Genomic DNA, 23,075 nt, shown 5'->3' with positions numbered 1-23,075 from the left:
CGTCGCCAAACGCCCGGTGCGGCTAATCGCCTCGGGCGGCGCTCACGCCCCGTTCGCCGGCGTCTCCCGTGCCGCCGGGCCGGAGCGCCTGCGATTCTCGCTGCAGCAGGCCCGAAACACGCTCGCACGACGCGTCCGAACCTCGGGCATCGCTTTTCCAATGATACGCCCTGATCCCGCTGGGCGCATCGAGCCGCACGGTGCGACGCTCGATCAGGTTCGCCATCGACTCGTCAATTTCATAACCGCGACCCCAGTAGCTTTCAGTAGAGACGATCAAACCCTCCGAAACGCAATCCAATATTCGTTCCAGAGAGGCCGCCGTGCTGATTACCGGTTGCCCGGTTCGATGATCGCGACTGAACTCACTTGGATCTTCCAGTTCGCCCAGCCTGCTCTTGCTCAGGGCGATGTCAAAGCGCCCCAGGTAGTGCAACACGTGGAGTTCGCTTCCGGCCAGGATGAAGGGTTCGTTCCGAAGCCACGGTTCTAGTTTGCTTGCTGCCTCCGGCCACCGCTCCTTGATGGTCATCGGGGCATCCACCAATCCTGAGATCATCGCCAACGTCATCGACACGGGAGGCGTCGCAACAACAACGATGGCCAGCAACGCCCCAGGAAGGACGGCGACCACGCGCTCCGACAACCGCAGGTGAATGCCTGAGCATGCCGCTGCGAAGATGGTTCGAAGGTACTTGAGTAACGAGGGAAGCACCGCCTGGACAGCAATACCCAGGAACACGAAAAAGAACGGTAACGTAAAGTATACGAACCGAAGACCTTTGCTGCCACCAAAAGACAGGATGAGCACGCTGGCCAGGAAAATCGATATGCAGAAGGAACTTGGCAAAGGTCGCACGGCCAGGGAAACGATCATCGCCACCGGCGCCAAAGACCAGAGCAGAGGGTAATCCTTCAGGAACAGCCAGTGATAGAACCAGAAGATCCCTTTCTGTCCCGCCGTCCACAGCTCCGCACCCGTATAAACATCCAACAGCCGAGCGGCCATGCCGCTATAGATCACGGCGAAGCCGCCGATGATGGCGACGGTGGCGCCGGCGCCAAGCCACTTCAGCCGCTCCGGAACAGGCCGGGACCACAGCCATGGAAGCACGAACATCGCACCAACCCACGCCAGCATTCCGGCAAGGCCCGTCAGTGACGTCACCTGGAGATCCAGCGCAACCAGAAAACACGCTGCACTGCCCACTGCGATCCCGACGAAGGAGAACGCGGAGTTCCGTGTCGTGAACAGGCGATACGTCCCGATTGCCGCCAGCCACACCAACAAGCCTTGCAGAGCGTAGAAGCGCGCAAAATGCGAGATGGCTATGGCGGTCGGGTCGATGCACAGCAGGCCCGCTGCGAACCAAGCGGCTCCGTTTCCGGCGACGCGCGACGTCCACAAGAACACCAGCGGGACAAGCGCCGCACCCGCAATGATCGATGGCAAACGCGCGGCTTCAAGGCTCACGCCGAACAGCTTGAAGGACAACGCGGTGAGCAACGTAAACACGGAACCGCGGTCGTAGATCCCGTCGCCTATTCGGAACTCCTTCGTCGCAAGCCAGCCTTCCGCCGCCAGGACGTGGTAAAGCTCATCGAAGCGCGCGACCTCCCATAGCGGCATCGACCGCAGAGTCACCGCAACGGCGAGCAGCATCAGGACTGCGAACCATCGAGACGTCACGACATCCCGCATTGCGGGCGTCCGGTCGTCAACGGCGTGAGGGCGCGAAGACTGCGCTGGCGGATGTCTGGACAATTCAGGACACTCGTCGCAAGTGCGTTGATGGATTCGAGATCAGACCGGAATCGGTGCTCGGCGGAGGGCCATCAGGAGAGCGTTCTACCAGATAAGGTTTAGATCAGGCACGCATGTTCTGCGCGATAGACCGGAATTCGCGAACAGCGGCCGGACGGCAAAAATAAACAAAAGCGACGTAGGACAAAAGGCCGGCAGCGCAACTGCCAAAAAGCCCTACGGTCACGCTGGGTTCTGCTACCAAGGCGATGCTGTGTTGGAAGGCGATGACAAACATCGCCATGAATGCAGTTCCTGTAATGGCCGGCTCCAGGCTCCACAAATAGTCTTTGACGCTGAGTTTCAGCTCAAACAGACCAAGCCGGTAAAGATAAGCGACCATCATCGACCGCACCACGAGGAAAGCCACGGCAACGCCGTCGATGCCGTATGCGACAGCCACCAGGGCGGCGGCCGGAAAGACAACCGCGCAGACCATATCGAACCGCAGCATCGCGTACTGCTTATGTCGGGCCAGCAAAACATGGGGAATGGCGGCGCTCAGTGACGTAATGATGGTGAGGACACAAAAAACCCTCAGAACGAAGAGACTCGGCAACCATTTGGGCGTCAGTACGACACGTATGAAATCGTCAGCAACTATAATCAAACCAACCATAGATGGTACAACGAAGAATGCTACGATAAACGAAACCTTGCAGAATGCCCGGTCAAGAGGCGTGCTTTTTTGTTCCAGCTTGCAAAACATTGGGAAACATACTTGATATATTGTGTTTACTAACTGGTGCATAGGACCGTAGGATGTGTTCATTGCTATTGTGTAGTACCCGAGAAGGTTTACGCCAAGCATTTTAGCGATGATGAAAGGTCCGGATTTTTCTGACAGAAAGTAAAGGATCTGAGAGCCAAAGTTGGGCAGACTGAAATTCATCATGGACTTCAGACTTGAGAATGAGAATCGGAACGACGGCTTCCACGGCGTGTGGTAGAATGCCAAACCTGCTCCCAGAGAACTTTGAAGGATCCGCCCCCACACCAGGCTCCACACCCCGAAGCCGCTGTAGGCAAGAGAGATCGCCAAGACGCCTCCAGAAACGATCGAGAAGAAATCGACGGAAGATCGCTTTTTGAAAAGCATTTCTTTCGTCAGCAGACCGACCGAGACAGCCCGGATGCCCGTAAAAATGACTGAAAGGGCGGCAAGTTGAATCACCGATGAAAGCGCCGGAGCGTCAAGAAATGCTGATATTATTGGAGAAATAAAGAAAAGAGCGCCGAATGTAGATAAACTAAGCACTATTGAAAATATGAATATCGTATCAAGATCTAATTTGCTGAGTTCTTTTTTTTGTATGATCGCCGTCGTTACACCTAGTTCCCCGACGATTTCCGAAAATGCCAGGAAAATGAGCGCGGTCGCAAGCAGCCCAAAGTCGTCCGTGCTCAACAGCCGTGCCAAGACTATCGTCGCCGTAATGGTTACGGCCCGTGATGCCATCCTGGTCGATGCTACCCAGAGGAATCCGGTGATGGTTTGTTTCTTCAGGCTCATCACGGCAATCTTAGAATGGCTTGGAACGTAGCCAGCGAGCGTTACCGGGTTGTCGTGGAATGGGATTGATCATCATGCACTTTGTACATCTTGGCGAGAACCCGGCCCATCGCTTTGTTCAACTTGCGCAGAAGGGGATGTGGCGAGCGGGCTAGTATCACTGCGTGCATCAAAATCTTGATCGCCTCGAGCGGGCGTCCTTCGACGAAGGCGTTGTGGCTGCACGTCTCGCAGTGAACCGCCGTAATGGCGCGTTTGCTGCGGCCGTCAAGACGCGAAGGGTCATCGGCGAGACGCGACCTCAGCACTGCAAGTCTGCACTTGTAGCGGAGAGACCGGTTGCGTTTCATCAAGCTTTGCGGGACGTCGTGCAGGGTGCTCAGCCGGTCCTTTATGAGACGAATATCGCCGTGACGCGCCAGCTTCAACCACAAGTCCCAGTCCTCGGCGACCGTCAAGCGGGTATCGAACCCGCCTGCCGCAAGGATGTCCTTGCGGCGAATGAGCGTGCACGACGTGTGAACCAGGCTGCGAACAAGCATTTGATCCCAGGTGTAGACACCGGTCGTCGGCATCGATCCTTTGAAGAGATCGCGCTTCGCATGGCCTGCGTCGAGCGGCGACCGTTCGTGTCGGATGATGGCGGCATTGCAGGCTACGATGCTGCTGGCCGGATATTGTTCCATGATGGCCACCTGCTGTTCCAGCTTTGTCGGTGACCACTCGTCGTCGGAGTCCAGAAACGCGACGTATGTCCCATGGGCTTCCTGAACACCGAGATTTCTTGCAGCAGATGCGCCGCCGTTGACGTCGCGCCTGACCGCGCGAAGCCACGGGGCTGCGCACTTGGAAACAACACAGAGGGTATCGTCCTGACTGGCGTCATCAACGACGATTACCTCGATCGGCCGGTACGTCTGCGCCGCAACGGAACGCAAAGCCCGTTCCACGGTCAGAGCCGAATTGTAGGTCGGGATGACGACGCTGACCAGCGCCCGATCCTTCACCGTCGCATCCTCCATCAACTCTCCCTCGCCGACCTGCGGCACCGTCGTGGTGTTCTGGTGTGGCCATCGGCTTGATGCCACTCATGCGACTATACGTCATCGGAGGATTTCCCGCAATGGATGCGTGCCTTTTTTTCGTCGCATTGTACGCCCTCCCCTTCCAGCCATCAGAGGGGGCCGGGAAGGCGCGCGCGATCCGGCGCGTGGACCAGGTGGCCCGGCACGCAAAACGCCTCCGAGCGGAACCTGATGCGTGCGGGCGCTGTTTCAGATGAGGTCGATGGTTTCGGCGTGAGCTTGGAGAGGCCCGTTCAAATGAACGACAGCGACGCCGGCGTCGGCAATCAATCCCAAAGCGATGCCGAGCCCATGCGCGCCGACTGGCGCCTGCGGCGGATCAACATCACCCTGTGGGCCGCGATCGGCATCACCCTCGCCCTCCTGCTGCTGTCATGGGCCGGGCCGACGATCATTCTCATCTTCGCCGGCATTCTGGCCGGGACAGTGCTGCACGGGGCGGGAAGTTGGCTCAGCCGACGCATGGGAATCCCGTCTACGTGGTCCCTCGCGATCATCTGCGCCGGCGTCGTTGTGGTGATCGGCTTGGCGGGCTGGTGGATCGGTCCCCACGTGGGCGATCAGTTGACGCAACTGGAGGAGCAGCTTCGTTCTTCCTGGGACAGCATACGCCAGCGCCTAGAGCAAAGCTTCCTCAGCAGCGTCATGTCGGGACTGACTCCCTCGTCGATCGCCGATCAACTCGGCGCGGCGGCAGGCGGGCTGATGAGCGCGGCAGGCGCGGCGTTGTCCGTCGTCGGCGGCTTGGTCGTGATTGCGTTCATTGGGTTGTATACGGCCCTCGCCCCGAGCGGATACACGGCCGGGTTGCTCTGGATCACGCCACCTGCACGCCGCGATCAGGTCGGCGATCTGCTCGGCGCCGTGGCCGCGACGCTGAGATGGTGGTTTTTCGCCCGCATGATGTCGATGGCGACGGTCGGGGTGCTCACCGGGTTGGGGCTGTGGTTGATCGGCATGCCCCTCTTCATTGCGCTCGGAATCGTCGCGGCGCTGTGTTCTTTCGTACCGTACCTCGGTCCGATCGTATCGGCGATTCCCGCGCTGCTGATCGGATTGGCCCAGAGTCCGACGATGGGCCTATATGTGCTGGCGCTGTACGTCGCCGTCCAGACGGCGGAGAGCTATGTGATCACCCCGCAGTTCGTGCAACGCGCAATCAGCTTCCCGCCGGCAGCGGTCCTCATCGTCCAGCTGCTGTTCGGCGTATTCTTCGGGATCCTCGGGGTCGCCTTCGCGTCCCCGATCTCTGCCGCCATCCTGACCGTCATGAAGAAAACCTTTCCGGACGGGCCTGCGTCACGTATGTCCGTTTGAGTCGTTCAATAGCGGCCGCGCAGCGCGGCGAAGGCGGCGCGAAGCAGGCGGCCCGCGCCGGCGTGCTGGACAAGCGGCGCGAAAGGGTCGAAGCCGGCCGCTTGCAGGCGTTGCAGATAGAGGTCGGCGATGGTTGCGGGCAACAGGACCGGCAAAGCCGCCTTCGGTACAAGATCCATCCTGCCACGGGCCGCTTGCAGGTACTGGCGTGCGACCGTCGCCACCGCCTCCGCGGCGGCCGGCAGTCCACGCGTCGGGCCGCGGTCGAACAACGTCGCCACATCCAGCCCGGCATCACGGCACACCGCCGCCGGCAGGTAGCAGCGCCGCGCCCGGGCATGAAACGGCACGGCGCGGACCAGCCCGACCAGCGACCAGGCGACGGCCACATCCCGCGCCGCAGCGCGTGCCGCCTCTGCGGCGGCCGGATCAGCGGCGCTATCGACCCCGACCACCTGGAGGGAGAGATGCGCAAGCGTCGCCGAGGTGCCGTCGGCGTAGGCGACCAGCGCCGTCATGTCCGCAAGAGGCTCGTCCTCGAAATCAAGCGCGCGCGTGTCCAGCAGCCGCGCGAAGTCTTCGCGATCCAGATCGAAACGGGCCATGGCATCCGCGAGAGGAGCGGCGACCGGATGGTCGGGCGGCCGGCCGGCGGCAATAGCGGCGATCGCGTCGCGCCACCATTGCAGCCGCATCAATCCGAGAACGGGCTCTCGGACCAGCTCGCGGGTGCGCGCCACCTCGATGTTGAAGGCGTGGACGGCGTGCAGCCCCGTCCGCGCTGCAGGCGCGGCGAACAGCGAACAGATGAAGCGGTCGTTGTCGTGACGTCGCACCTGCTCCGCCACATAGGAGATCTGCGGCATTTCCTCGCCCGCTCCCTTCAGCGAGCCTCGAATGTGGCCGGTTTGCCATCCGGGCGCGCCACTTTAGCGCACCGCCTTGGTGTGTCCTGCGCTATATGGGACGCAACCACCTCCGGGGGCGATGAGAATTCCAGCCATTCGAGCCATTTCCGCGATCATGACCGTCAAGCCGGGCGGGGGCGGCGATTTTTCGCTGTTGCCATCGGTGTATCCGAAGTCGCTTCGCGCCCACGTCGACGCGGTCGGGCGGTTTGTGCGCGTCGGCGAAGAACTGGCTGACAGCACGTGGCTCAGCCGCAGACAGCGGCTGGAGCGGATCGACGGTCTGCGGGCGCGGCTCTCCGGCCACCCGGTGGACGTGGCGTGGTCGGGGGATGCGCGGGACGCCGTGGACGATCTCCGCGCCAGTCTCGACCGCTTCCGGGCGCCCGCGGAGCCGCTCGATCAGGTGCTCGCGGCGCTCCGCGATCTGGTGGCGGGCGCCGACCTCCATTCCTGGGGGGATCTCCGCGCCCACTGCCGCAAGGCGGCGTCGCCGGTCGGCCTCCACCTCCTGAGCGTCGCCGGCGAAAACACCAAGGAGTGCAAGTCGGCGCTTGACCAGATGTGCGCAGCGCTGTGGATTCTGAAGCGGATGCGCGATTGCCGCAACCCGGCCAAGCCCATCCACGCCTTCGGAATTCCGAAGCAGTTCGTCGATGATGCGGCGATCAGCGTCGTGCACCTGCGGGCGCCGACGGCCAAGGGCCAGACCCGCGCCGTGCTCGATCGTCTGCTCGACGGGGTCGATCACCTGCTGAGCGAGGCGGCGCTGCTGCCGTGGCATTTCAAGACCCGCGGGCCGCGCCTGCACAGCGCCATCGCGCTGTGCCGGGCGCGCAAGCTGGCACGGCGCCTTCGCCACCAGGATCCGCTCAGCGAGCGCGTCGAACTGGAACCGGGCGAACGCCACCGCTGCTATGGATCGGCCTGGCTGCGCTGGCTTCTGGGCTGGCGGTGACTCCGCTCAATGGCGAGGGCGGCTGCACCGCCCTTTTCTTCCGCGGCCGCCGGACATATGTTGAGGACACTCTGATATTGGATGTTCCGGACAGGGGATGAAACCGCCATGGCTTTCGAACTACCGCCGTTGCCGTACGATAAGTCTGCCCTGGAGCCTTATATTTCAGCGCAGACGCTGGAATTCCATCACGGCAAGCATCACAACACCTACGTGACCAACCTCAACAACATGACCAAGGACACGGAGCTGTCATCGAAGGACCTGGAGAGCGTCATCAAGGCGGTGGCGGGGAACTCCGAAAAGACCGGCGTGTTCAACAACGCGGCGCAGGTGTGGAACCACACGTTCTATTGGAACTGCATGAAGCCGGGCGGCGGTGGCAAGCCGTCGGGAGACGTGGCGAGCGCGATCGACAGCGCCTTCGGCTCGTTCGACACGTTCGCCGAGGAGTTCAAGAGCGCCTGCACCACCCAGTTCGGCAGCGGCTGGGGCTGGCTGGTGGCCGAGGGCGGCAAGCTCAAGATCGCCAAGACCGGCAACGCCGACACGCCGATGGTGCACGGCCAAACGGCACTGCTGACCTGCGACGTGTGGGAGCACGCCTACTACCTCGATTACCAGAACCGCCGGCCGGATTATGTGCAGGCGTTCATCGACAGCCTGATCAACTGGGACTTCGTCGCCAAGACCCTGGCCTCCGCCAAGGCCTGACGACGGAACCTGTGCAGCGGCGCAGACCGTCTGCGCGCCGCTGCACGCCGTCGCGTCTTTCCTGCTGTCACTTCATTGCGCGCACCATCGGCTCATTACGCGCACCATCGGCGTCCGGGCGCTACTCCACTTCCGGGAAGATGTCCGTGAAGAAACCCTTGGTGAGCTTCCAGGAATTCTCGTCGGCGTACTCGTCATAGGCGAGCGGCATGTTGAACTCTGCCCCGGCGGCATCGGCGGCGGGGTTCGTGAAGCTGTGCTTGGCCTTGGGGTAGACGACGACGCGAAGATCGGCGCCGGCGGCCTCCATCTCGTCCTTGAACGCCTGCACCTGCTCGTTCGGCACGAACGGATCCTCGCCGCCGGTGAACACAAGGACCTTGGCTTTGACGGCCCCCGGCTGGGCGGGAGTCTTGGTGCCCAGCATTCCGTGATAGCTGACGACGCCGTCGAGATCGGCGCCGGTGCGCGCCATGTGCAGCACGACGCCGCCGCCGAAGCAGTAGCCGATGGCGGCGATGCGATCCGCATCCACCGTCTGGTGCGAGGCCAGCACTTCCTTGGCGGCTTCAAAACGCTGTTCCGCGGCGTCCATGTTGGAGGTCACCTCCTGCATGAACGCCTTGGCGTCGTCGGGATGGTCGGCGACCTTGCCGCTGCCGTACATGTCGAGCGCGAACCCGGTGTAGCCGAGTTCGGCCAGCATCTCGGCGCGCTTGCGGGCATAGTCGTTGCGCCCCCACCATTCATGCACGACCAGGACACCGGGACGCTTTTCCGAGACTGCGTCATCGTAGGCCAGGTAGCCGGTGAAGCTTTGGCCGTTCACGTCGTAGGTGATCTCTTCGGTTCTGACTTCCGCCGAGGCTGCCGATGCCATCAGCAGCAGCGCCGCCACGCCGACGAGGCTGTGTTTCATCCTGATCATTCCTTCTCCTCCACCAATCTAATCGACGGCGATGAGCGCCGCCGCGACTTGCCGATCTTCGGACGCCAGAACGTTGAAGGTACGACATGCGGCGCCGGTGTCCATCCATTCCACGACGATGCCGTGGGCGCGCAAGGCCTCCCGCACCGCCGGCACCGGCTCTGACGCGCCGCGGCCGGCGCCGATCAGCAGGATGCGGACGGACTCACCCGCCTCCATGACCGCTCCAAGGGATGCAGCAGTGATGTGGTCGCGCTCGCCGGCCGACCACGTCAGCGTCCGCTCCAGGAACACGATGCACGAGCCGACGTGGCGCCGGCCGGAGATGCGAAAGCCGCCGCCGCCATAGCCCTGGATGACCTGGCGGCCGGGAGCCATCGAGGGCGTGATGTCGAGGCCGGACATGTCGGCTATGACGCTTTCTCCGCCGGCGCCGTTACCGCCGCCTCGCCGCCGCCGCCGGAAGGACGCAGGTTCATGTAGATGAGCAGCGGCACGGCGATGCAGATCGACGAATAGGTCCCCACCACGATCCCCCAGATCATCGCGAAGCTGAAGCCGCGAATGACCTCGCCGCCGAGCAGGTAAAGGGCGAGCAGGGCGAACAACGTGGTCATGCTGGTCATGGTGGTGCGGGACAGCGTCTCGTTGATGGCCCCGTCGAACAGCGCCGGCAACGGCATCGTCTTGTATTTGCGCAGGTTCTCGCGCACCCGGTCGTACACCACGACGGTGTCGTTGATTGAGTAGCCGGCGATGGTGAGGATCGCCGCCACCGTCGACAGGTTGAATTCGAGGCCGAGCAGCGCGAACACGCCGATGGTCGAGATGATGTCGTGGGCCAGCGCGATCACCGCGCCGAGGCCGAACTGCCATTCGAAGCGAAACCAGATGTAGACGAGCATGGCGACGAGCGCGAAGGCCACGGCCTCGACGCCGCTCCAGAACAGCTCCTTGCTGACCTTCGGCCCGACGAGTTCCGTGCGCCGGTACTCGACCGTCGACCCCAGTTCAGCCTTTACCGCCTCCATCGCCTGCTGCTGCGCTTCCTCGCCGCCCTCCTGCTTCTGGATTCGGATGAGGATCTCGTTCGGCTCGCCGAACTCCTGGAGGGCGATTTCCCCGAGGCCGAGCCCGGAGAGGCGCGTGCGCAGGTCGGGCAGGTCGGCAGGACCCTGAGTCTGCACCTCGATGAGAATGCCGCCTACGAAATCGATGCCGTAGTTGAGTCCGCGCACCGCGAACAGCGCGAGGGACGCGATCACCAGCCCCGCCGATGCCGCCAGGAACACCCGCCGGGCCGCCATGAAGGGGATGTGGGTGTTGGCCGGAACGAACGATATGCCGCGCATGGTGTCCTGTTCCTCGGGCGTTAAATCGGTATGACCTTCGGGCGGGTGCGCCGCAGCCATAGCACCACCCACATGCGCGTCAACATGATCGCCGTGAACAACGAGGTGAGAATGCCGAGCGCCAAAGTTACGGCGAAGCCCTGTATCGGACCGGAGCCGAACACGTACAGCACCGTCACCGCGATCAGGGTCGTCAGGTTGGAGTCGATTATCGTTGTAGTCGCCCGGGAATAGCCAGTGTCGATGGCGGAGATCGGCGTGCGTCCCGCCCGCACCTCTTCGCGGATGCGCTCGAACACCAGAACGTTGGCGTCCACCGCCATGCCGATGGTGAGCACGATGCCGGCGATGCCGGGCAGCGTCAGCGTCGCCTGCAGCACCGACAGCGCGGCGACGATGAGGACGATGTTGAACAGCAGCGCCAGATCCGCGAGCACGCCGAAAAAGCCATAGGCGACGACCATGAATATCGCCACGACCACCAGCCCGACGACCCCCGCCACTTCGCCGGCAGTGATCGAATCCGCGCCCAGTTCCGGCCCGACGCTGCGCTCCTCCAGGATCCTGAGCGGCGCCGGCAGCGCGCCGGCGCGCAACAGCAAGGACAGCTCGTTGCTTTCTTCGACGGTGAAGTCGCCTGTGATGATGCCGCTGCCGCCGAGGATGGCGTCGCGGATCACCGGCGCCGAGATGACGCGGCCATCCAGCACGATGGCGAGGCGGCGACCGACGTTCTTGCTGGTGGCGTCGCCGAACCGTTTGGCGCCGACCGTGTCGAAGCGGAAGCTGACGATCGGCATGTTGTTCTGCTGATCGAACGTCGGCTGGGCGTCGATCAGGTGCTCGCCGCTGACCACCACCCGCTTTTGCACGACGATCCGCTGCTGCTGCCCGCGCCCCTCGCGCTGGCTGTCCAAGGGCAGAAGCATGGACCCGGGGGGCACGCGCCCGGCCAAGGCTTCCGCAACCGGGGTCTGGTCGTCGGCGAGGTGGAATGCCATTTTGGCCGTCTTGCCGAGCAACCGCTTCATCTGCTCGGGATCGTCGATGCCCGGCAGTTGCACCAGCACCCGGTCGTCGCCTTGCGGGACGATGGTCGGCTCGCGCACGCCGGTCTCGTCGATGCGGCGGCGCACGATCTCGACCGTCTTGGCGACCGCCGAACGCTGGCGGTCGGCGATGGCGGCATCGGTCATCGTCAAGGTGATGCGATCGCCATCGACGCTGACGGCGGTATCGGCATCGGCGTCGCGAAGCAGTTTCACTGCCTCGTCGAGCCGGCCTGGTTCCATGATGGTGACGCGGACGCTGGCTCCGTCGGCGCCGAGCCCGGTGTAGCGGATGCGCGCCTGACGCAGTTCGGCCCGCGCCGTATCGACCAGGGCCTCCATCAACTCCTGGATGACGACGCCGGTCTCGACTTCGAGCAGCAGATGGGAGCCGCCCCGCAGGTCGAGGCCGAGGTTGATCTGCTCGGGCACGGGGAGCCACTCGGGCAAGGCCGCCGCCGTGTCCCGGGACAACAGGTTCGGCCATGCGCACCACAGCCCGGCCACGCAGACGAGCACGACGAGGGCGATTTTCCACTTGGTGAAATGGACCATTGCGACCGACTAAGAGCCCGTTTTTGCCGCGGGCCCACCCTTCGACAGGCTCAGGGTGAGGTATTGCGCCTAAAGGAAAAGAGGTGCCTCATGCCGAGCCTGTCGAAAGCATGAGCGCTCCGGCTTCGCTTCACCGCTGACGTTCCGAGGGTTGATGCAGATCCCGTGCGGACATGCGCGCCGCACGCAAGAGCGCTCAATTGCCCTTGCCGCCGAGGATTTTGCTAAGCATCGAGCCGCCGCCCTGTTTGCCGCCGCCTGAGCCTGCTGCGCCGCCGCTAGGGTTGTCGTTGGCCTCGCCGGCCGGCTGAGGCTTTGTCAGCACCGCCGCGATCATCGCCCGTTGCACTCGCACCCGCACGTTCTCTGCGATTTCGAGTTGGACCTCGTTGTCGTCGATGACCTTGGTGATGGTGCCGATGATGCCGCCGCCGGTCACCACCTTGTCGCCGCGCCGCACCGCCGCCAGCATTTCCTTGTGCTGTTTCATTTTCTTCTGCTGAGGGCGGATCAGCAGGAAATAGAACACCACGAAAATGAGGATGATCGGCAGGAACGCCTCGAGGCCCCCCAGGGGGCTGGCCGCAGCCCCGCCCCCCTCTTGCGCGAATGCCGCCGCAATCAACATCGGAAACTCCCTCAACCCGCGGTCTCGCCGCTCGAACCTGTATGAAACCAGGCCGGACTATACCCGCCCGCGCCGCCGTTGCAAACGCAAACGCCGACCGCAGCGGGGGTTGTGACAGGGCTGGTCCGACCTGTTATAGGACGTGGCGATGCGCGATGCTGAGAAAAATGCCGTCCTGTTCCGCATTGCGGAAGCGTTGGAGCGCCTGGCGCCGCCGGCGAAGCGCAGCGCCGCCCTCGGCGAGGCGGACGCCTTCATCTGGTTTGCAGACGAGCGCCGCCTGCAGGCGGTGCCGGTCATCAACCGCGTCTCTCTCGACTTCCTCAAGGGAATCGATCGCCAGTCCGGCATCCTGCTCGACAACACCCGCCGCTTCACGTGTCGCCTGCCGGCCAACAATGCGCTGCTGTGGGGCGCCCGCGGCACCGGCAAGAGTTCGCTGGTCAAGGCGGTGCATGGCGCAATCAACGAAGAGATGCCGGGTTCGCTGGCACTGGTCGAGATCCATCGCGAGGACGTCGGCACATTGCCCCACCTGCTCGAGCGCCTGCGGCAGACGACGCGTCGCTGCATCCTGTTCTGCGACGATCTGTCGTTCGATGGCCGCGACGCCGACTACAAGTCCCTGAAGGCGGTGCTCGAAGGCGGCATCGAGGGCCGGCCCGAGAACGTCGTGTTCTACGCCACGTCCAACCGCCGCCACCTGATGCCGCGGGAGATGATCGAGAACGAGCGTTCGACCGCCATCAATCCGGCCGAGTCGGTCGAAGAGAAGGTTTCGCTCTCTGACCGTTTCGGGCTCTGGCTCGGGTTTCATAATTGCGACCAGCAAACCTACATCGACATCGTCGAAGGCTACGCGGAGCGCCATCGCCTCGACATCGAGCCCGAGACGTTGCGGACGCTCGCCAACGAGTGGTCGGTCACCCGCGGCGCCCGCTCCGGCCGCGTCGCTTGGCAATTCATCCAGGATTTGGCTGGGCGCCTCGGTCGGCGCCTCGACGGAGCCTGAACAAGGGAGCACTGCCCATGGCACAGGGTCGCGTGGCGCTGGTCACCCATGTCAACCACTTCGCCGGACGGCCGGCGGCCGAAGCGCTGGCCGGCCGAGGCATGACGGTTCTCTGCCATGACGCCGAGTTCACCTGCGACGCGACCCGCAATGCGTTCGCGGCCGATCACCCCGGCCTTCATCCCTTGGCGGAACAGCGGCCCGAGGACATCGTGGAGCGGGCCACCGCGGCGTTCGGGCACATCGACGTCCTGGTCAACAACGACGCCTTCCCGGCGATCCGGGCGGCGGTCGAGGACGCCCACCTCGACGACCTGCGGGCGGGCCTCGAAGCCATGGTTGTGGCGCCGTTCGCCCTCGCCCGGGCCGTGGTCCCGCAGATGAAGGCGCGGCGAGACGGCAAGATCCTGTTCGTGACCTCGGCGGCGCCGCTCCGCGGGCTGCCCAATTACAGCACGTACGTCGCCGCCCGCGGCGCGGCCAACGCTCTGGCCGTGTCCCTCGCCCGCGAACTGGCGCGGTTCAGCATTCAGGTCAATGCCGTCGCACCCAACTTCGTCGAAAGCCCCACGTACTTTCCGCCCGAGCTACTTGCCGACGCCGCGACGCTCAAGAAGATCACCGACAACGTGCCGCTCGGCCGCCTGGCGAGACCGGAGGAGTTGGGCGCTTTGATCGCCTTCCTCGCGTCGCCCGACGCCGATTTCATCACCGGCCACGTCATGCCGTTCGCGGGCGGCTGGGCGTAGGCAAAGCGGCACGCGGCGTGCATTGCGCAGCCGGCCGCCCTCCACCAACCTGCCCTGCGTCGGCATCGGATATGTAGCGGCCACGCAAAGTGGATCAGGGTGAATCCCGTCACCCACCGTTCAGCGCCGGAGAACGAGGCGGGGGTGGCCGTTGACCGGAGGTGCCGCCGGTATTATGTTCACGTTAAGTTTCAGTGCACCGAGATGTTGAAAATTGCCTTGAAGGGGCCGACCGGACAATGCTGCACGCCGAGCACATCAAGGTAGCAAAACACAACCTTCGCGTGAGCTGGCGCATACATTTGCATACATCCGCATACATCGCAGCGCGTCGAACGGACACAAATTCAAAATCATCAACGTGTTAGCGGAAGCTGTGCCGGACAAATCCGCCACGAACGCCGCATTTGCGCAGGACTTCGTGCGACTACCCGCGGCGACAGCCGTCAGGTGCCGGAGATCAGGTGTTTGCGGGGGTCCACGGCGCGCTTGCCCTTGCGGAGCTGGAAGTGGAGCTGGGGCTGGTTGACGCTGCCGGAACTGCCCGCCCGCGCCACCACCTGCCCCTTGTAGACCGTGTCGCCGCGCGCCACGAGCAGCGCGTCGTTGTGGGCATACGCCGATACCCATCCGTCGGCGTGCTGAATGAGGATCAGGTTTCCGAAGCCGCGCAATTCGTTGCCGACATAGGCGACGACGCCGCTTTCGGACGCCCGCACCGGCGTGCCGCGGCGGACGGCGATGTTGATGCCGTCGTTGTGACGCCCCTTCTTCTTGGGGCCGAAACCGGAGATGACTTTGCCTCTGACGGGCCAGATGAAGCCATCGCCGAGGTCGGGCAGCGGCTTTCGCATCGGCGCGGGCGCAACGGCCGAAGCCGATTCCAGCATGTCGGTCGGATTGGCTGTCGGCGGGACCGGCGGCGGCGCGCGGCTTTCAGCCATCGCCGGCGGCGCTTCAACCGTCGACAGGCTGGCAACCGCCACCGGCCCCGCGCCGTCGGTACCGGGTTCGCCGGCGTCGTCACGGGAGGTCACGATCGGCACCGTCAGGCGCTGGCCCGGACTCACCCGGTACGGTGCGATCAGCCCGTTGGCGCCGGCGAGCAGGTAGAGATCGACGCCCTCGCTTCGGGCGATGCTTTCCAGCGTCTCGTTCGGCTGCACCACGTGCTCGCGCCGTTGCGGCATCGCGATGCGATCCCCGGCCTGCAACTGGTAGGGCGGGCGCAGCCGGTTCCTGTCGATGATCGTCCGCACCGGCACCTGGTAGCGATGGGCCAGCACGTAGACCGTGTCGCCTTCGCCCACCGTCACTTCGGCGGGAACGACGAGCGGCGCCGAGGCGCCGGGTGCGAACGGAGCCGTCGGCAGCGCCGCCATGTCGACGACCCCGCGCGGCATGGGATCGGCGCGGGCAACCGGCGTCACCGCAGCGGTGGTATCCGGCGCGCGCGTCGCCGGCGGCGGCCACTCGGCCCATCCGCAACCAAGGACGGGCACGAACGCCAACGTCAGAACGGCGAGCCGCAGCACGATACGCGCATAACCTGCAAACATGCGGGTATTTTCGCTCACGTTGCCGGCGCCCGTCAACCGCGCGGCTCGTCACCCGCCACCAGCGGCACGAAACGCGCTTCTCCGATATCCTCGGTATCGAGCTCCACCCCTACGCGACGCACGCGAATCAGGCTCTGGCCGCCGGAGCCGTCGTCGATCGGCAGCACCATGACCCCGCCATCGGCAAGCTGCGCGGCGAGCAACGGCGGGATGTCGGTGGCCGCGGCGGTGACGATGATTCGCTCGAACGGCGCCTGCTCGGGCCAGCCGAAGGTGCCGTCGCCGACCCGCGACGTGATGTTGGTGATACGCAATTGTGCAAAGCGCTCCTCGGCCTGCGACAGCATCTCGCGATAGCGCTCGATGGTGTAGACACGCCGGCACAGCCGCGACAGCACCACCGCCTGGTAGCCGGAGCCGGTCCCCACCTCCAGCACCTTCTGGCGTTCCCTCAACTCCAGCGCCTGGGTCATCAGCGCGACGACAATGGGGGCGCTCATGGTCTGGTGGAAGCCGATGGGGAGCGCGGTGTTCTCGTATGCCTTGTCGATAAAGGCCGGCGGCGCGAACAGATCGCGCGGGATGCGCTCCACTGCCGCCAGCACCCGAGTGTCGGTCACGCCGGCCCGCCGGAGCGTCATCACCAGCCGGATCTTGCGGGAATCGGGGCTCATGCCGGCCGGTTGCCGCCGGAGAGATGGGCGCGCAGCGGAGCGAGCGAGGGTTCGTGCGTGAGGTTGCGGGTGAGCGGCGTGACGGAGATGGCGCCGCGGAACACCGCCTCCAGATCGCTGCCGGCGAGATCCCGGTCTTCGCGCCGCCCGTAGCCGATCCAGTAATAGGTGTCGCCACGGGGATCGGTGCCGGAGGTGATGGCGCCGCCGATTTTGCGGCGGCCCTGGCGCGTCACCTCGATGCCGGTGACCGCCTCGGCCGGCACGCACGGGAAATTGACGTTGATCAGCACGTCCTTGGGCCACGCCATGCCCGCGAGGCGGGCCAGCACCTCGCCGGTCCACCGTTCGGCGGTGGGCCAGCGTACATGGGCCCGGTCTCTGTAATACATGCTGAGCGCGATCGAGCGGAACCCGAGCAGGGTGCCTTCCATGGCGGCGGCCACGGTTCCTGAATAGGCCGCGTCTTCCCCAAGATTGCCGCCGCGGTTGATCCCGGAGAGAATCAAGTCCGGCGGCTTCTGTTTCATGACTTCGTGGATGGCGAGCAGGACGCTGTCGGTCGGCGTGCCGTCGACGCTGTAACGGCGTGGCGACAGACGCCGCACGTAGAGCGGGCGGCGCATGGTCAGCGAATGGCTGGAGGCGCTTTGTTCCGAATCCGGCGCCACCACCCACACCTCCCGGGCAAGACGCCGCACGATCTTTTGCAGCAGCTTCAAACCGGGCGCGTGAATGCCGTCGTCGTTGGAGATGAGCACGCGCGCGTCGGCGAGATCGATCGGCTCATGCATCGGCGGTGATGACCTCGAGCCCAGCCATGTAGGGCAGCAACGCGTCCGGAATGCGGACGGAACCGTCGGCCTGTTGATAGGCCTCCAGCACCGCGATCAAGGTGCGCCCGACGGCGAGGCCGGAGCCGTTGAGGGTGTGGACGAAGCGGGTGCCCTTTTCCCCCTTCGATCGATAGCGGGCGTTCATGCGCCGCGCCTGGAAGTCGCCGCACGTGGAGCAGCTGGAGATTTCGCGGTAGCGGTCCTGGCCCGGCAGCCACACCTCGATGTCGTAGGTCTTGCGGGCCGAAAAACCCATGTCGCCGGCGCACAGCGCGACGACCCGGTAGGGAAGCCCCAGGCGTTTCAGAACCTCCTCGGCGCAGGCGGTCATGCGTTCCAGTTCGGCGTCCGAATCCTCGGGCCTGGTGATGCTGACCAATTCGACCTTGGTGAACTGGTGCTGGCGGATCATGCCGCGGGTGTCCTGGCCGGCGGCCCCGGCCTCGGACCGGAAGCACCAGGTCATCGCCGTCACCCGCCGCGGCAGCGTCTCTTCGTCCAGGATCTCGCCGGCGACCAGGTTGGTGAGCGGCACCTCGGCGGTGGGGATCAGCCAGAAGCCGTCGCCGGTCTTGAACAGGTCGTCGCCGAACTTGGGAAGCTGGCCGGTGCCGAACAGCGCCCGGTCGCGGACCAGCGCTGGCGGATTGACTTCGGTGTAGCCGAACGCGGTCGTGTGGAGGTCGAGCATGAACGCCGCCAGCGCCCGTTCCAGCCGGGCCAGCGCGCCGCTCAGCACCACGAAGCGGGCGCCCGACAGCTTGGCGGCACGGTCGAAGTCCATCATCCCGAGACTCGCGCCGATGTCCACGTGGTCGCGAGGGCGGAACTCCCACGCCGGCGGCTCGCCCCAGCGGCGAACCTCGACATTGGCCGCTTCGTCGAAGCCGTCGGGGACGTCGTCCGCCGGCAGGTTGGGAATGGCGGCGAGAGCCTCGTCGAGCGCGGCCCCTTCGGCGCGGGCCTTGTCCTCGGCCTCGGCCTGGCGGTCCTTGGACGCGCCTACTTCGGCGAGCAGCGCGCTCACGTCCTCGTCCCGGCCCTTACGCGCCCCGATGTCCTTCGAGAGGCTGTTGCGCTCGGTCTGGATCGACTGGGCCTCGGCGAGGGTCTCACGACGTGCCGCGTCGAGCGCCGCAAGCTCCGCGGCCCGCGCGGGCAGGCCGCGACGGGCGAGGGCGCGGTCGAAGGCCTCCGGGTTGTCTCGAATCCAGCGAATGTCGAACATCAGCGCTCCCCGCGTCGGCCTGCCTCTTGGGGGTTAGCCGAGTCCCGAACACCGGTCAAGGGACCGAGATTGACCAGCGGCCGGACCAGGCATCCGATGAGCCGCATCACGGGCGATAGCGATAGCGGTCGACGGGGAGATCGAACTCCTCCTTGAGCGCGGCGCAGTCCTCCTCGGCCAGCGCCGCGAGTGTCCGGCGCCAATGCGAACCGAGGCGCGGCTCGAACCGCCGGTGGTGCCCGGTCAGGCGCGCGGCGAGAGCCAGCACCGGATCGGGCAGGCGTCGCGCCACCGCCTTGGCGACGGCGTAGCCGCGGCGCTTCTTGCCGCCGAGGCGCGCCTGCAGGATCGACATGCGCGGGTTGCGGGGCGCCGCCATCAGCAGCGTCAGCAGCGTTGCGCTGTCGACGCCGAGAAACGCGCCGAGGCCGGCGGCGACGCTTGGCATGTCGTCGGTGAATTGCTCGAGGAGCGACACCCACACGCGATCCTGGCCGAACGTGTGCCGGTATCGGGCGATCACCGGCGCGAACGCCGCATAGCTGCGGAGCGTGAGGCCGGTGTCCCAGTTGGCCGCCATCCAGTCGTCGATGCCGGCTACGGTGCGGCCGGTGCCGATGTCCTGGACGTATAGGGATGTCACGAAATCGACGTGCCGGCGGATGGTGATCAGGATGCGGCCGCCGCCGAATACGGCCTGGAGACGCTCCGCCACGTCGGAGGCTGCGGTGCACGACCGCATCGCGAGGCGGCCGTCTGAAATGGAGACGACGGCCCGCCCCCCGGACGGCATGACGTGGGCGGCGGCGAGATCGCGACAGCGCCGGAGATCGAACGGGCGGGCATCGATGATGCTTTCCACCACCTCGCGCACCGGGTCATCCGCCGAATAAGGCTTTCCCAGGTGTCGGATCTGCGGATGTTTCGGCAGGACCTGCAGCCCGAGATGCGTCGAGGCGCACTTGTGGTAGCCGATGCGGATGGCGACGCGCGTGCTCATGGCGTCTTGTAGCGGCCCCCACCTCCGGTGCCCATGGCGTTGTTCGGCGCGGGCGCGACGTTAAACGTCGGCCTGGGCGTCGGCCTCGGCAGCGGCGCGGTCCCGGCTCCGTTCGACCATGCGCACCGCAATGATGGAGATCTCGTAGAGCAGGATGATGGGGACGGCGAGCCCGATCTGGCTGATCACGTCCGGCGGGGTGAGGATGGCGGCGGCGACAAACGCCAGGACGATGGCGTAGCGGCGCTTTTCCCTCATGCCTTGCGAGGAGATCATGCCGGCGCGGCCGAGCAGTGTGCACACCACCGGCAACTCGAAGCACAGCCCGAAGGCGAAGATCAATCGCATGACCAGCGACAGGTACTGATCGACCTTGGCTTCCAGCTGAATCGGCAAGGCGCCGCTGCCGCCGGGGGACTCGAAGCTCACGAAGAAGCTCCAGGCGAGCGGGAAGATCACGTAATAAACCAGAGCCCCGCCGAGGAAAAACAGGATCGGCGTTGCGATCAGAAATGGCAGGAACGCGCGCTTCTCATGGCGATAGAGGCCGGGCGCCACGAACATCCAGATCTGCGAAGCGATGATGGGAAAGCTGATGAACAAGGACGCGAACAGCGCCACCTTGATGTAGGTAAAAAACGCTTCATACAAGGCGGTGTAGATCATGCGCCTGTCGCCGCCGGTGCGGGCGAGAACATCCGCCAGCGCCTGCATCAGAAACGCATAGATCTGCGGGGCGAAGTAGTAGCAGACGAAAAACAGCACCAGAACGGCGGTCGCACTGTACAGAAGCCGTTGGCGCAACTCGGTGAGATGCTCCAGGAGCGGCATCTTGGCCTGTTCGAAGTCGTCGTCCGCCACGTGCCGATGGTGCTTTCGTCAAGACCTTGGTTGCGGCGGATCCGCTGCTTCCGCCTCCCTCGGCGCCGGCGGCGCTGCGAGAGAGGCCGGAGCCGCGGGAGCAGCGGCGGGGACAGGTGCAGTCTGCGCGGCCGAGACGCCCTCGACCCGGTGCTTGATGTCGCGGGCGAACTCGGCCGGGTCGAAATCCTCGGTCAAGGTCCCCGCCGGATCGATGATCTTGCGCGCTTCGGCATCCAGGTCGAGGCGGCGCGCGCTGTTGACCTGGCGCTTGACGTCATCGAGTTCGGCCTCCCGGATCATGTCGTCGACGCCGTTCTGGAACTCACGCGCCAGACCGCGCGCCTTGCGCAGCACGGCGGTGACCGTCCGCAGCGCCTGCGGCAGGTCCTTAGGGCCGACCACGATGACGGTCAGCACCGCGATGATCAGTAGCTCCTGCCAGCCGATGTCCAACATGGCGGGATGTCGCCTCGGGCGCCACAGGTGGTGCTAAGCGGAACCGGTGCGGTTCGGAGTCAGGACTTCGCTACCCGGTCGCGGTCGGGCATCGGTCCGGCGACATCCTCCGCGCCGGAGTTCAGCGCCCGCGGCTCGTCCACCGATCGACGATCCGCAGGTTCGTCGTCGTCCTTGATGCTTTTCTTGAACGACTTCAAGCCCTTGCCGACGTCGCCCATGATCTGGGAAATCTTGCCCTTGCCGCCGAACAGGATAAGGACAACGACGAGGACGATCAGCCAGTGCCAAATGCTGAAACTGCCCATGTGCGTGCGCTCTTTCGTGTTTGGTTCTCGATCCTAGGCCGATCATGACAGAAACCTCCGACAGCCGCAACGGGACCACCTCGCCGTTATTCGCTGTCGGTCTCGTCGTCGTCGGTTGATCCGGAATCGGGGCTGGCGCCGTAGGCCTGGATGGCGGGGCGCGTGTCCAGCAGCCCGGCGGCCTTCAACTCCTCGACGCCAGGCAGTTCATCGAGCCCCGCCAGCCCGAAATGGTCGAGAAAGCGCTCGGTGGTGCCCCACGTGACGGGCCGGCCGGGCGTCTGGCGCCGGTGGCCGGGCCGGATCCAGCCCTCCTCAAGCAACACGTCGATGGTGCCCTTGCCGATCTTCACGCCGCGGATCTCCTCGATCTCGGCGCGGGTGACGGGCTGGTGATAGGCGATGATGGCGAGGGACTCGAGCGCGGCGCGCGACAATTTGCGCTCCACCGTGCGATGGTGACCGAGCAACGGCCCGAGGTCGGGCGCGGTGCGGAACGCCCAGGAGTTGCCGACGCCGACCAGATTGACGCCCCGCTCCCGGTAGTGCTGCTGCAAGACGTTCAACAGCGGCCGGAGAGCCACGCCGTCCGGCAGCGCTTCGGCCAATTGCCGCTCGCCGACCGGCTCGGCGGACGCGAACAGCAGCGCCTCCACCAGCCTCAAATGCAGGGGATCGACCATGGTCACGGCCGCACCACCGTCCCGTCACCGGTCGGAGGGCCATCCGCAGCACCGTCTCCGTCCGGCGCGCCGTTGATGTAGATCGGCCCGAACGCGCCGGCCTGACGCAGCCGCACCCGCCCCTGCCGCGCCAGTTCGAGGCTGGCGGCGAACGTTGCCGCCAGGGCAGAGCGCCCGGTGAGGCGGAGACGGCCGCCGCGCAACTCCTCCGCGGTTTGCGGCGGCAGGAAGTTCCACAAGTTCTCCCAGCCGGGCGAGCGGCCGAGGGCGCGTGTCAGCCATGCCAGCGCATCCTTGACCGAATACACCTCGGACGGTTCGACCGCCAGCACCTGCGGCTGTCGGCGCCGCACATGCTCGCCGTAGGCCTTGAGCAGATCGTAGAGGGTGACCACGACGACGGTGGTGGTGGTCGCCGCCACCGGCTCCGGCTGGCCGCGAGCGAACACGTCGCGGCCGAGGCGCGGTCGGGCCATCAACCGGGCGCCCGCGTCCCGCACCGCTTCGAGGCGCTGGAGCTGGAACGCCAGGGCGGCGGCCATTTCCTCGCCGGTCGGTTCCTCGTCGCCGGGCGGCTCGGGCAGCAACAGGCGCGACTTCAGGTAGGCGAGCCACGCCGCCATCACCAGATACTCGGCCGCCAGTTCAAGGCTGGCGCTGCGCACCGCGGCGACGAACGCCAGGTACTGATCGGCAAGCTGCAAAATCGACACCTGCCTGAGGTCGACCTTCTGGGCGCGCGCCAGCGTCAACAGCACGTCGACCGGCCCCTCGTAGCCGTCGATATCGACGACGAACTGTGGGCCGGCCGGCGCCGCCTCGCGGTCGCCCGGCGCGTCCGCTGCGCCCGTCATGCCCGTACCGTCATGCCTGTACCGTCATGCAGGCGCCATGA

At 65.2% G+C, this 23,075-nt stretch carries 24 protein-coding genes; 5 read left to right on the top strand and 19 right to left on the bottom strand.

Annotated elements, in window-relative coordinates; all coding sequences use genetic code 11:
• Window positions 1-22: 22 nt before the first annotated feature.
• The 3 genes from IPM60_17405 to IPM60_17395 form a co-directional block, all read right to left on the bottom strand.
• Window positions 23-1,663, bottom strand: a complete 1,641-nt coding sequence (locus IPM60_17405; protein ID MBK8909572.1) for a glycosyltransferase family 39 protein — start codon at window positions 1,661-1,663, stop codon at window positions 23-25.
• A gap of 205 nt (window positions 1,664-1,868) precedes the next feature.
• Window positions 1,869-3,317, bottom strand: coding sequence for a lipopolysaccharide biosynthesis protein (locus IPM60_17400; GenBank protein MBK8909571.1), 1,449 nt, complete (start codon window positions 3,315-3,317; stop codon window positions 1,869-1,871).
• A gap of 41 nt (window positions 3,318-3,358) precedes the next feature.
• The gene (locus tag IPM60_17395; protein ID MBK8909570.1) at window positions 3,359-4,405 is read right to left on the bottom strand and encodes a glycosyltransferase family 2 protein; all 1,047 of its coding nucleotides are present in this window, start codon (window positions 4,403-4,405) and stop codon (window positions 3,359-3,361) included.
• Window positions 4,406-4,639: 234 nt separating this feature from the next.
• Here IPM60_17395 and IPM60_17390 point away from each other — a divergent pair, with 234 nt between their 5' ends.
• Complete coding sequence (locus IPM60_17390) at window positions 4,640-5,719, top strand: AI-2E family transporter (GenBank protein ID MBK8909569.1); 1,080 nt, start codon at window positions 4,640-4,642, stop codon at window positions 5,717-5,719.
• Between the two features lie 5 nt (window positions 5,720-5,724).
• Here IPM60_17390 and IPM60_17385 read toward each other — a convergent pair whose 3' ends face one another.
• Complete coding sequence (locus tag IPM60_17385) at window positions 5,725-6,585, bottom strand: squalene/phytoene synthase family protein (GenBank protein ID MBK8909568.1); 861 nt, start codon at window positions 6,583-6,585, stop codon at window positions 5,725-5,727.
• A 157-nt stretch (window positions 6,586-6,742) separates the two neighbouring features.
• On the opposite strand from IPM60_17385, the gene IPM60_17380 reads away from it, so the two are divergent.
• Window positions 6,743-7,585 carry a squalene/phytoene synthase family protein gene (locus IPM60_17380; protein MBK8909567.1) on the top strand — a complete coding sequence of 281 codons (843 nt, stop codon included), beginning with the start codon at window positions 6,743-6,745 and terminating at the stop codon, window positions 7,583-7,585.
• A 108-nt stretch (window positions 7,586-7,693) separates the two neighbouring features.
• Window positions 7,694-8,299 (top strand): superoxide dismutase, encoded by a 606-nt coding sequence (locus tag IPM60_17375; GenBank protein MBK8909566.1) that lies wholly within the window; start codon window positions 7,694-7,696, stop codon window positions 8,297-8,299.
• Window positions 8,300-8,420: 121 nt separating this feature from the next.
• Here the strand turns inward: IPM60_17375 and IPM60_17370 are convergent, their stop codons facing one another.
• The 5 genes from IPM60_17370 to yajC all read right to left on the bottom strand — a co-directional run bounded on the left by IPM60_17370 (window position 8,421) and on the right by yajC (window position 12,811).
• Complete coding sequence (locus IPM60_17370) at window positions 8,421-9,227, bottom strand: dienelactone hydrolase family protein (GenBank protein MBK8909565.1); 807 nt, start codon at window positions 9,225-9,227, stop codon at window positions 8,421-8,423.
• Between the two features lie 18 nt (window positions 9,228-9,245).
• Window positions 9,246-9,632, bottom strand: coding sequence for an Mth938-like domain-containing protein (locus IPM60_17365; protein MBK8909564.1), 387 nt, complete (start codon window positions 9,630-9,632; stop codon window positions 9,246-9,248).
• A gap of 5 nt (window positions 9,633-9,637) precedes the next feature.
• Complete coding sequence (secF, locus tag IPM60_17360; protein MBK8909563.1) at window positions 9,638-10,579, bottom strand: protein translocase subunit SecF; 942 nt, start codon at window positions 10,577-10,579, stop codon at window positions 9,638-9,640.
• A 20-nt stretch (window positions 10,580-10,599) separates the two neighbouring features.
• Window positions 10,600-12,183, bottom strand: coding sequence for a protein translocase subunit SecD (gene secD, locus IPM60_17355; GenBank protein ID MBK8909562.1), 1,584 nt, complete (start codon window positions 12,181-12,183; stop codon window positions 10,600-10,602).
• 196 nt (window positions 12,184-12,379) lie between these two features.
• Window positions 12,380-12,811 (bottom strand): preprotein translocase subunit YajC, encoded by a 432-nt coding sequence (gene yajC, locus IPM60_17350; GenBank protein MBK8909561.1) that lies wholly within the window; start codon window positions 12,809-12,811, stop codon window positions 12,380-12,382.
• A gap of 148 nt (window positions 12,812-12,959) precedes the next feature.
• On the opposite strand from yajC, the gene IPM60_17345 reads away from it, so the two are divergent.
• Both IPM60_17345 and IPM60_17340 read left to right on the top strand, forming a co-directional pair.
• Window positions 12,960-13,823, top strand: a complete 864-nt coding sequence (locus tag IPM60_17345; GenBank protein MBK8909560.1) for an ATP-binding protein — start codon at window positions 12,960-12,962, stop codon at window positions 13,821-13,823.
• Between the two features lie 17 nt (window positions 13,824-13,840).
• The gene (locus IPM60_17340; protein ID MBK8909559.1) at window positions 13,841-14,572 is read left to right on the top strand and encodes an SDR family oxidoreductase; all 732 of its coding nucleotides are present in this window, start codon (window positions 13,841-13,843) and stop codon (window positions 14,570-14,572) included.
• Window positions 14,573-15,018: 446 nt separating this feature from the next.
• Here IPM60_17340 and IPM60_17335 read toward each other — a convergent pair whose 3' ends face one another.
• The 10 genes from IPM60_17335 to IPM60_17290 all read right to left on the bottom strand — a co-directional run bounded on the left by IPM60_17335 (window position 15,019) and on the right by IPM60_17290 (window position 23,034).
• Window positions 15,019-16,149 (bottom strand): peptidoglycan DD-metalloendopeptidase family protein, encoded by a 1,131-nt coding sequence (locus IPM60_17335; GenBank protein ID MBK8909558.1) that lies wholly within the window; start codon window positions 16,147-16,149, stop codon window positions 15,019-15,021.
• Window positions 16,150-16,163: 14 nt separating this feature from the next.
• Window positions 16,164-16,805: a protein-L-isoaspartate(D-aspartate) O-methyltransferase gene (locus IPM60_17330; GenBank protein MBK8909557.1), complete on the bottom strand. Its 642-nt coding sequence runs from the start codon at window positions 16,803-16,805 to the stop codon at window positions 16,164-16,166.
• On the bottom strand, window positions 16,802-17,599 hold the full coding sequence (gene surE / locus IPM60_17325) for a 5'/3'-nucleotidase SurE (protein MBK8909556.1): 798 nt from the start codon (window positions 17,597-17,599) through the stop codon (window positions 16,802-16,804). Before surE ends, IPM60_17330 begins: the two co-directional genes overlap by 4 nt.
• Window positions 17,592-18,869: a serine--tRNA ligase gene (gene serS / locus IPM60_17320; GenBank protein MBK8909555.1), complete on the bottom strand. Its 1,278-nt coding sequence runs from the start codon at window positions 18,867-18,869 to the stop codon at window positions 17,592-17,594. The genes surE and serS overlap by 8 nt, the downstream gene beginning before the upstream one ends.
• Before the next feature lie 106 nt (window positions 18,870-18,975).
• Window positions 18,976-19,869, bottom strand: coding sequence for a hypothetical protein (locus tag IPM60_17315; protein ID MBK8909554.1), 894 nt, complete (start codon window positions 19,867-19,869; stop codon window positions 18,976-18,978).
• A gap of 60 nt (window positions 19,870-19,929) precedes the next feature.
• Window positions 19,930-20,700 carry a twin-arginine translocase subunit TatC gene (tatC, locus tag IPM60_17310; GenBank protein MBK8909553.1) on the bottom strand — a complete coding sequence of 257 codons (771 nt, stop codon included), beginning with the start codon at window positions 20,698-20,700 and terminating at the stop codon, window positions 19,930-19,932.
• A gap of 48 nt (window positions 20,701-20,748) precedes the next feature.
• Window positions 20,749-21,189, bottom strand: a complete 441-nt coding sequence (gene tatB / locus IPM60_17305) for a twin-arginine translocase subunit TatB (protein ID MBK8909552.1) — start codon at window positions 21,187-21,189, stop codon at window positions 20,749-20,751.
• Window positions 21,190-21,248: 59 nt separating this feature from the next.
• Window positions 21,249-21,497: a twin-arginine translocase TatA/TatE family subunit gene (locus tag IPM60_17300; GenBank protein MBK8909551.1), complete on the bottom strand. Its 249-nt coding sequence runs from the start codon at window positions 21,495-21,497 to the stop codon at window positions 21,249-21,251.
• Between the two features lie 86 nt (window positions 21,498-21,583).
• A complete protein-coding gene (scpB, locus tag IPM60_17295; protein ID MBK8909550.1) occupies window positions 21,584-22,180 on the bottom strand; it encodes an SMC-Scp complex subunit ScpB in 597 nt (198 codons plus the stop codon).
• A 2-nt stretch (window positions 22,181-22,182) separates the two neighbouring features.
• Window positions 22,183-23,034: a segregation/condensation protein A gene (locus IPM60_17290; GenBank protein MBK8909549.1), complete on the bottom strand. Its 852-nt coding sequence runs from the start codon at window positions 23,032-23,034 to the stop codon at window positions 22,183-22,185.
• Window positions 23,035-23,075: the final 41 nt, after the last annotated feature.

The sequence above is a fragment of the Rhodospirillales bacterium genome, from assembly GCA_016710335.1.
In the GTDB taxonomy this organism is placed as follows: domain Bacteria; phylum Pseudomonadota; class Alphaproteobacteria; order Rhodospirillales; family Defluviicoccaceae; genus JADJXQ01.
Note: the sequence above shows the minus strand (reverse complement) of the source record. Positions and strands in the feature narration are given on the sequence as shown.

Coding starts and splice junctions, on each gene's coding strand:
- IPM60_17330 (MBK8909557.1), bottom strand. CDS start 16,805: ATGAGCCCCGATTCCCGCAAGATCCGGCTGGTGATGACGCTCCGGCGG.
- IPM60_17365 (MBK8909564.1), bottom strand. CDS start 9,632: ATGTCCGGCCTCGACATCACGCCCTCGATGGCTCCCGGCCGCCAGGTC.
- IPM60_17375 (MBK8909566.1), top strand. CDS start 7,694: ATGGCTTTCGAACTACCGCCGTTGCCGTACGATAAGTCTGCCCTGGAG.
- IPM60_17340 (MBK8909559.1), top strand. CDS start 13,841: ATGGCACAGGGTCGCGTGGCGCTGGTCACCCATGTCAACCACTTCGCC.
- IPM60_17345 (MBK8909560.1), top strand. CDS start 12,960: ATGCGCGATGCTGAGAAAAATGCCGTCCTGTTCCGCATTGCGGAAGCG.
- yajC (MBK8909561.1), bottom strand. CDS start 12,811: ATGTTGATTGCGGCGGCATTCGCGCAAGAGGGGGGCGGGGCTGCGGCC.
- IPM60_17380 (MBK8909567.1), top strand. CDS start 6,743: ATGACCGTCAAGCCGGGCGGGGGCGGCGATTTTTCGCTGTTGCCATCG.
- secD (MBK8909562.1), bottom strand. CDS start 12,183: ATGGTCCATTTCACCAAGTGGAAAATCGCCCTCGTCGTGCTCGTCTGC.
- IPM60_17290 (MBK8909549.1), bottom strand. CDS start 23,034: ATGACGGGCGCAGCGGACGCGCCGGGCGACCGCGAGGCGGCGCCGGCC.
- serS (MBK8909555.1), bottom strand. CDS start 18,869: ATGTTCGACATTCGCTGGATTCGAGACAACCCGGAGGCCTTCGACCGC.
- IPM60_17370 (MBK8909565.1), bottom strand. CDS start 9,227: ATGATCAGGATGAAACACAGCCTCGTCGGCGTGGCGGCGCTGCTGCTG.
- IPM60_17400 (MBK8909571.1), bottom strand. CDS start 3,317: ATGAGCCTGAAGAAACAAACCATCACCGGATTCCTCTGGGTAGCATCG.
- IPM60_17300 (MBK8909551.1), bottom strand. CDS start 21,497: ATGGGCAGTTTCAGCATTTGGCACTGGCTGATCGTCCTCGTCGTTGTC.
- tatB (MBK8909552.1), bottom strand. CDS start 21,189: ATGTTGGACATCGGCTGGCAGGAGCTACTGATCATCGCGGTGCTGACC.
- IPM60_17315 (MBK8909554.1), bottom strand. CDS start 19,869: ATGAGCACGCGCGTCGCCATCCGCATCGGCTACCACAAGTGCGCCTCG.
- scpB (MBK8909550.1), bottom strand. CDS start 22,180: ATGGTCGATCCCCTGCATTTGAGGCTGGTGGAGGCGCTGCTGTTCGCG.
- tatC (MBK8909553.1), bottom strand. CDS start 20,700: ATGCCGCTCCTGGAGCATCTCACCGAGTTGCGCCAACGGCTTCTGTAC.
- IPM60_17390 (MBK8909569.1), top strand. CDS start 4,640: ATGAACGACAGCGACGCCGGCGTCGGCAATCAATCCCAAAGCGATGCC.
- IPM60_17405 (MBK8909572.1), bottom strand. CDS start 1,663: ATGCTGCTCGCCGTTGCGGTGACTCTGCGGTCGATGCCGCTATGGGAG.
- secF (MBK8909563.1), bottom strand. CDS start 10,579: ATGCGCGGCATATCGTTCGTTCCGGCCAACACCCACATCCCCTTCATG.
- IPM60_17385 (MBK8909568.1), bottom strand. CDS start 6,585: ATGCCGCAGATCTCCTATGTGGCGGAGCAGGTGCGACGTCACGACAAC.
- surE (MBK8909556.1), bottom strand. CDS start 17,599: ATGCATGAGCCGATCGATCTCGCCGACGCGCGCGTGCTCATCTCCAAC.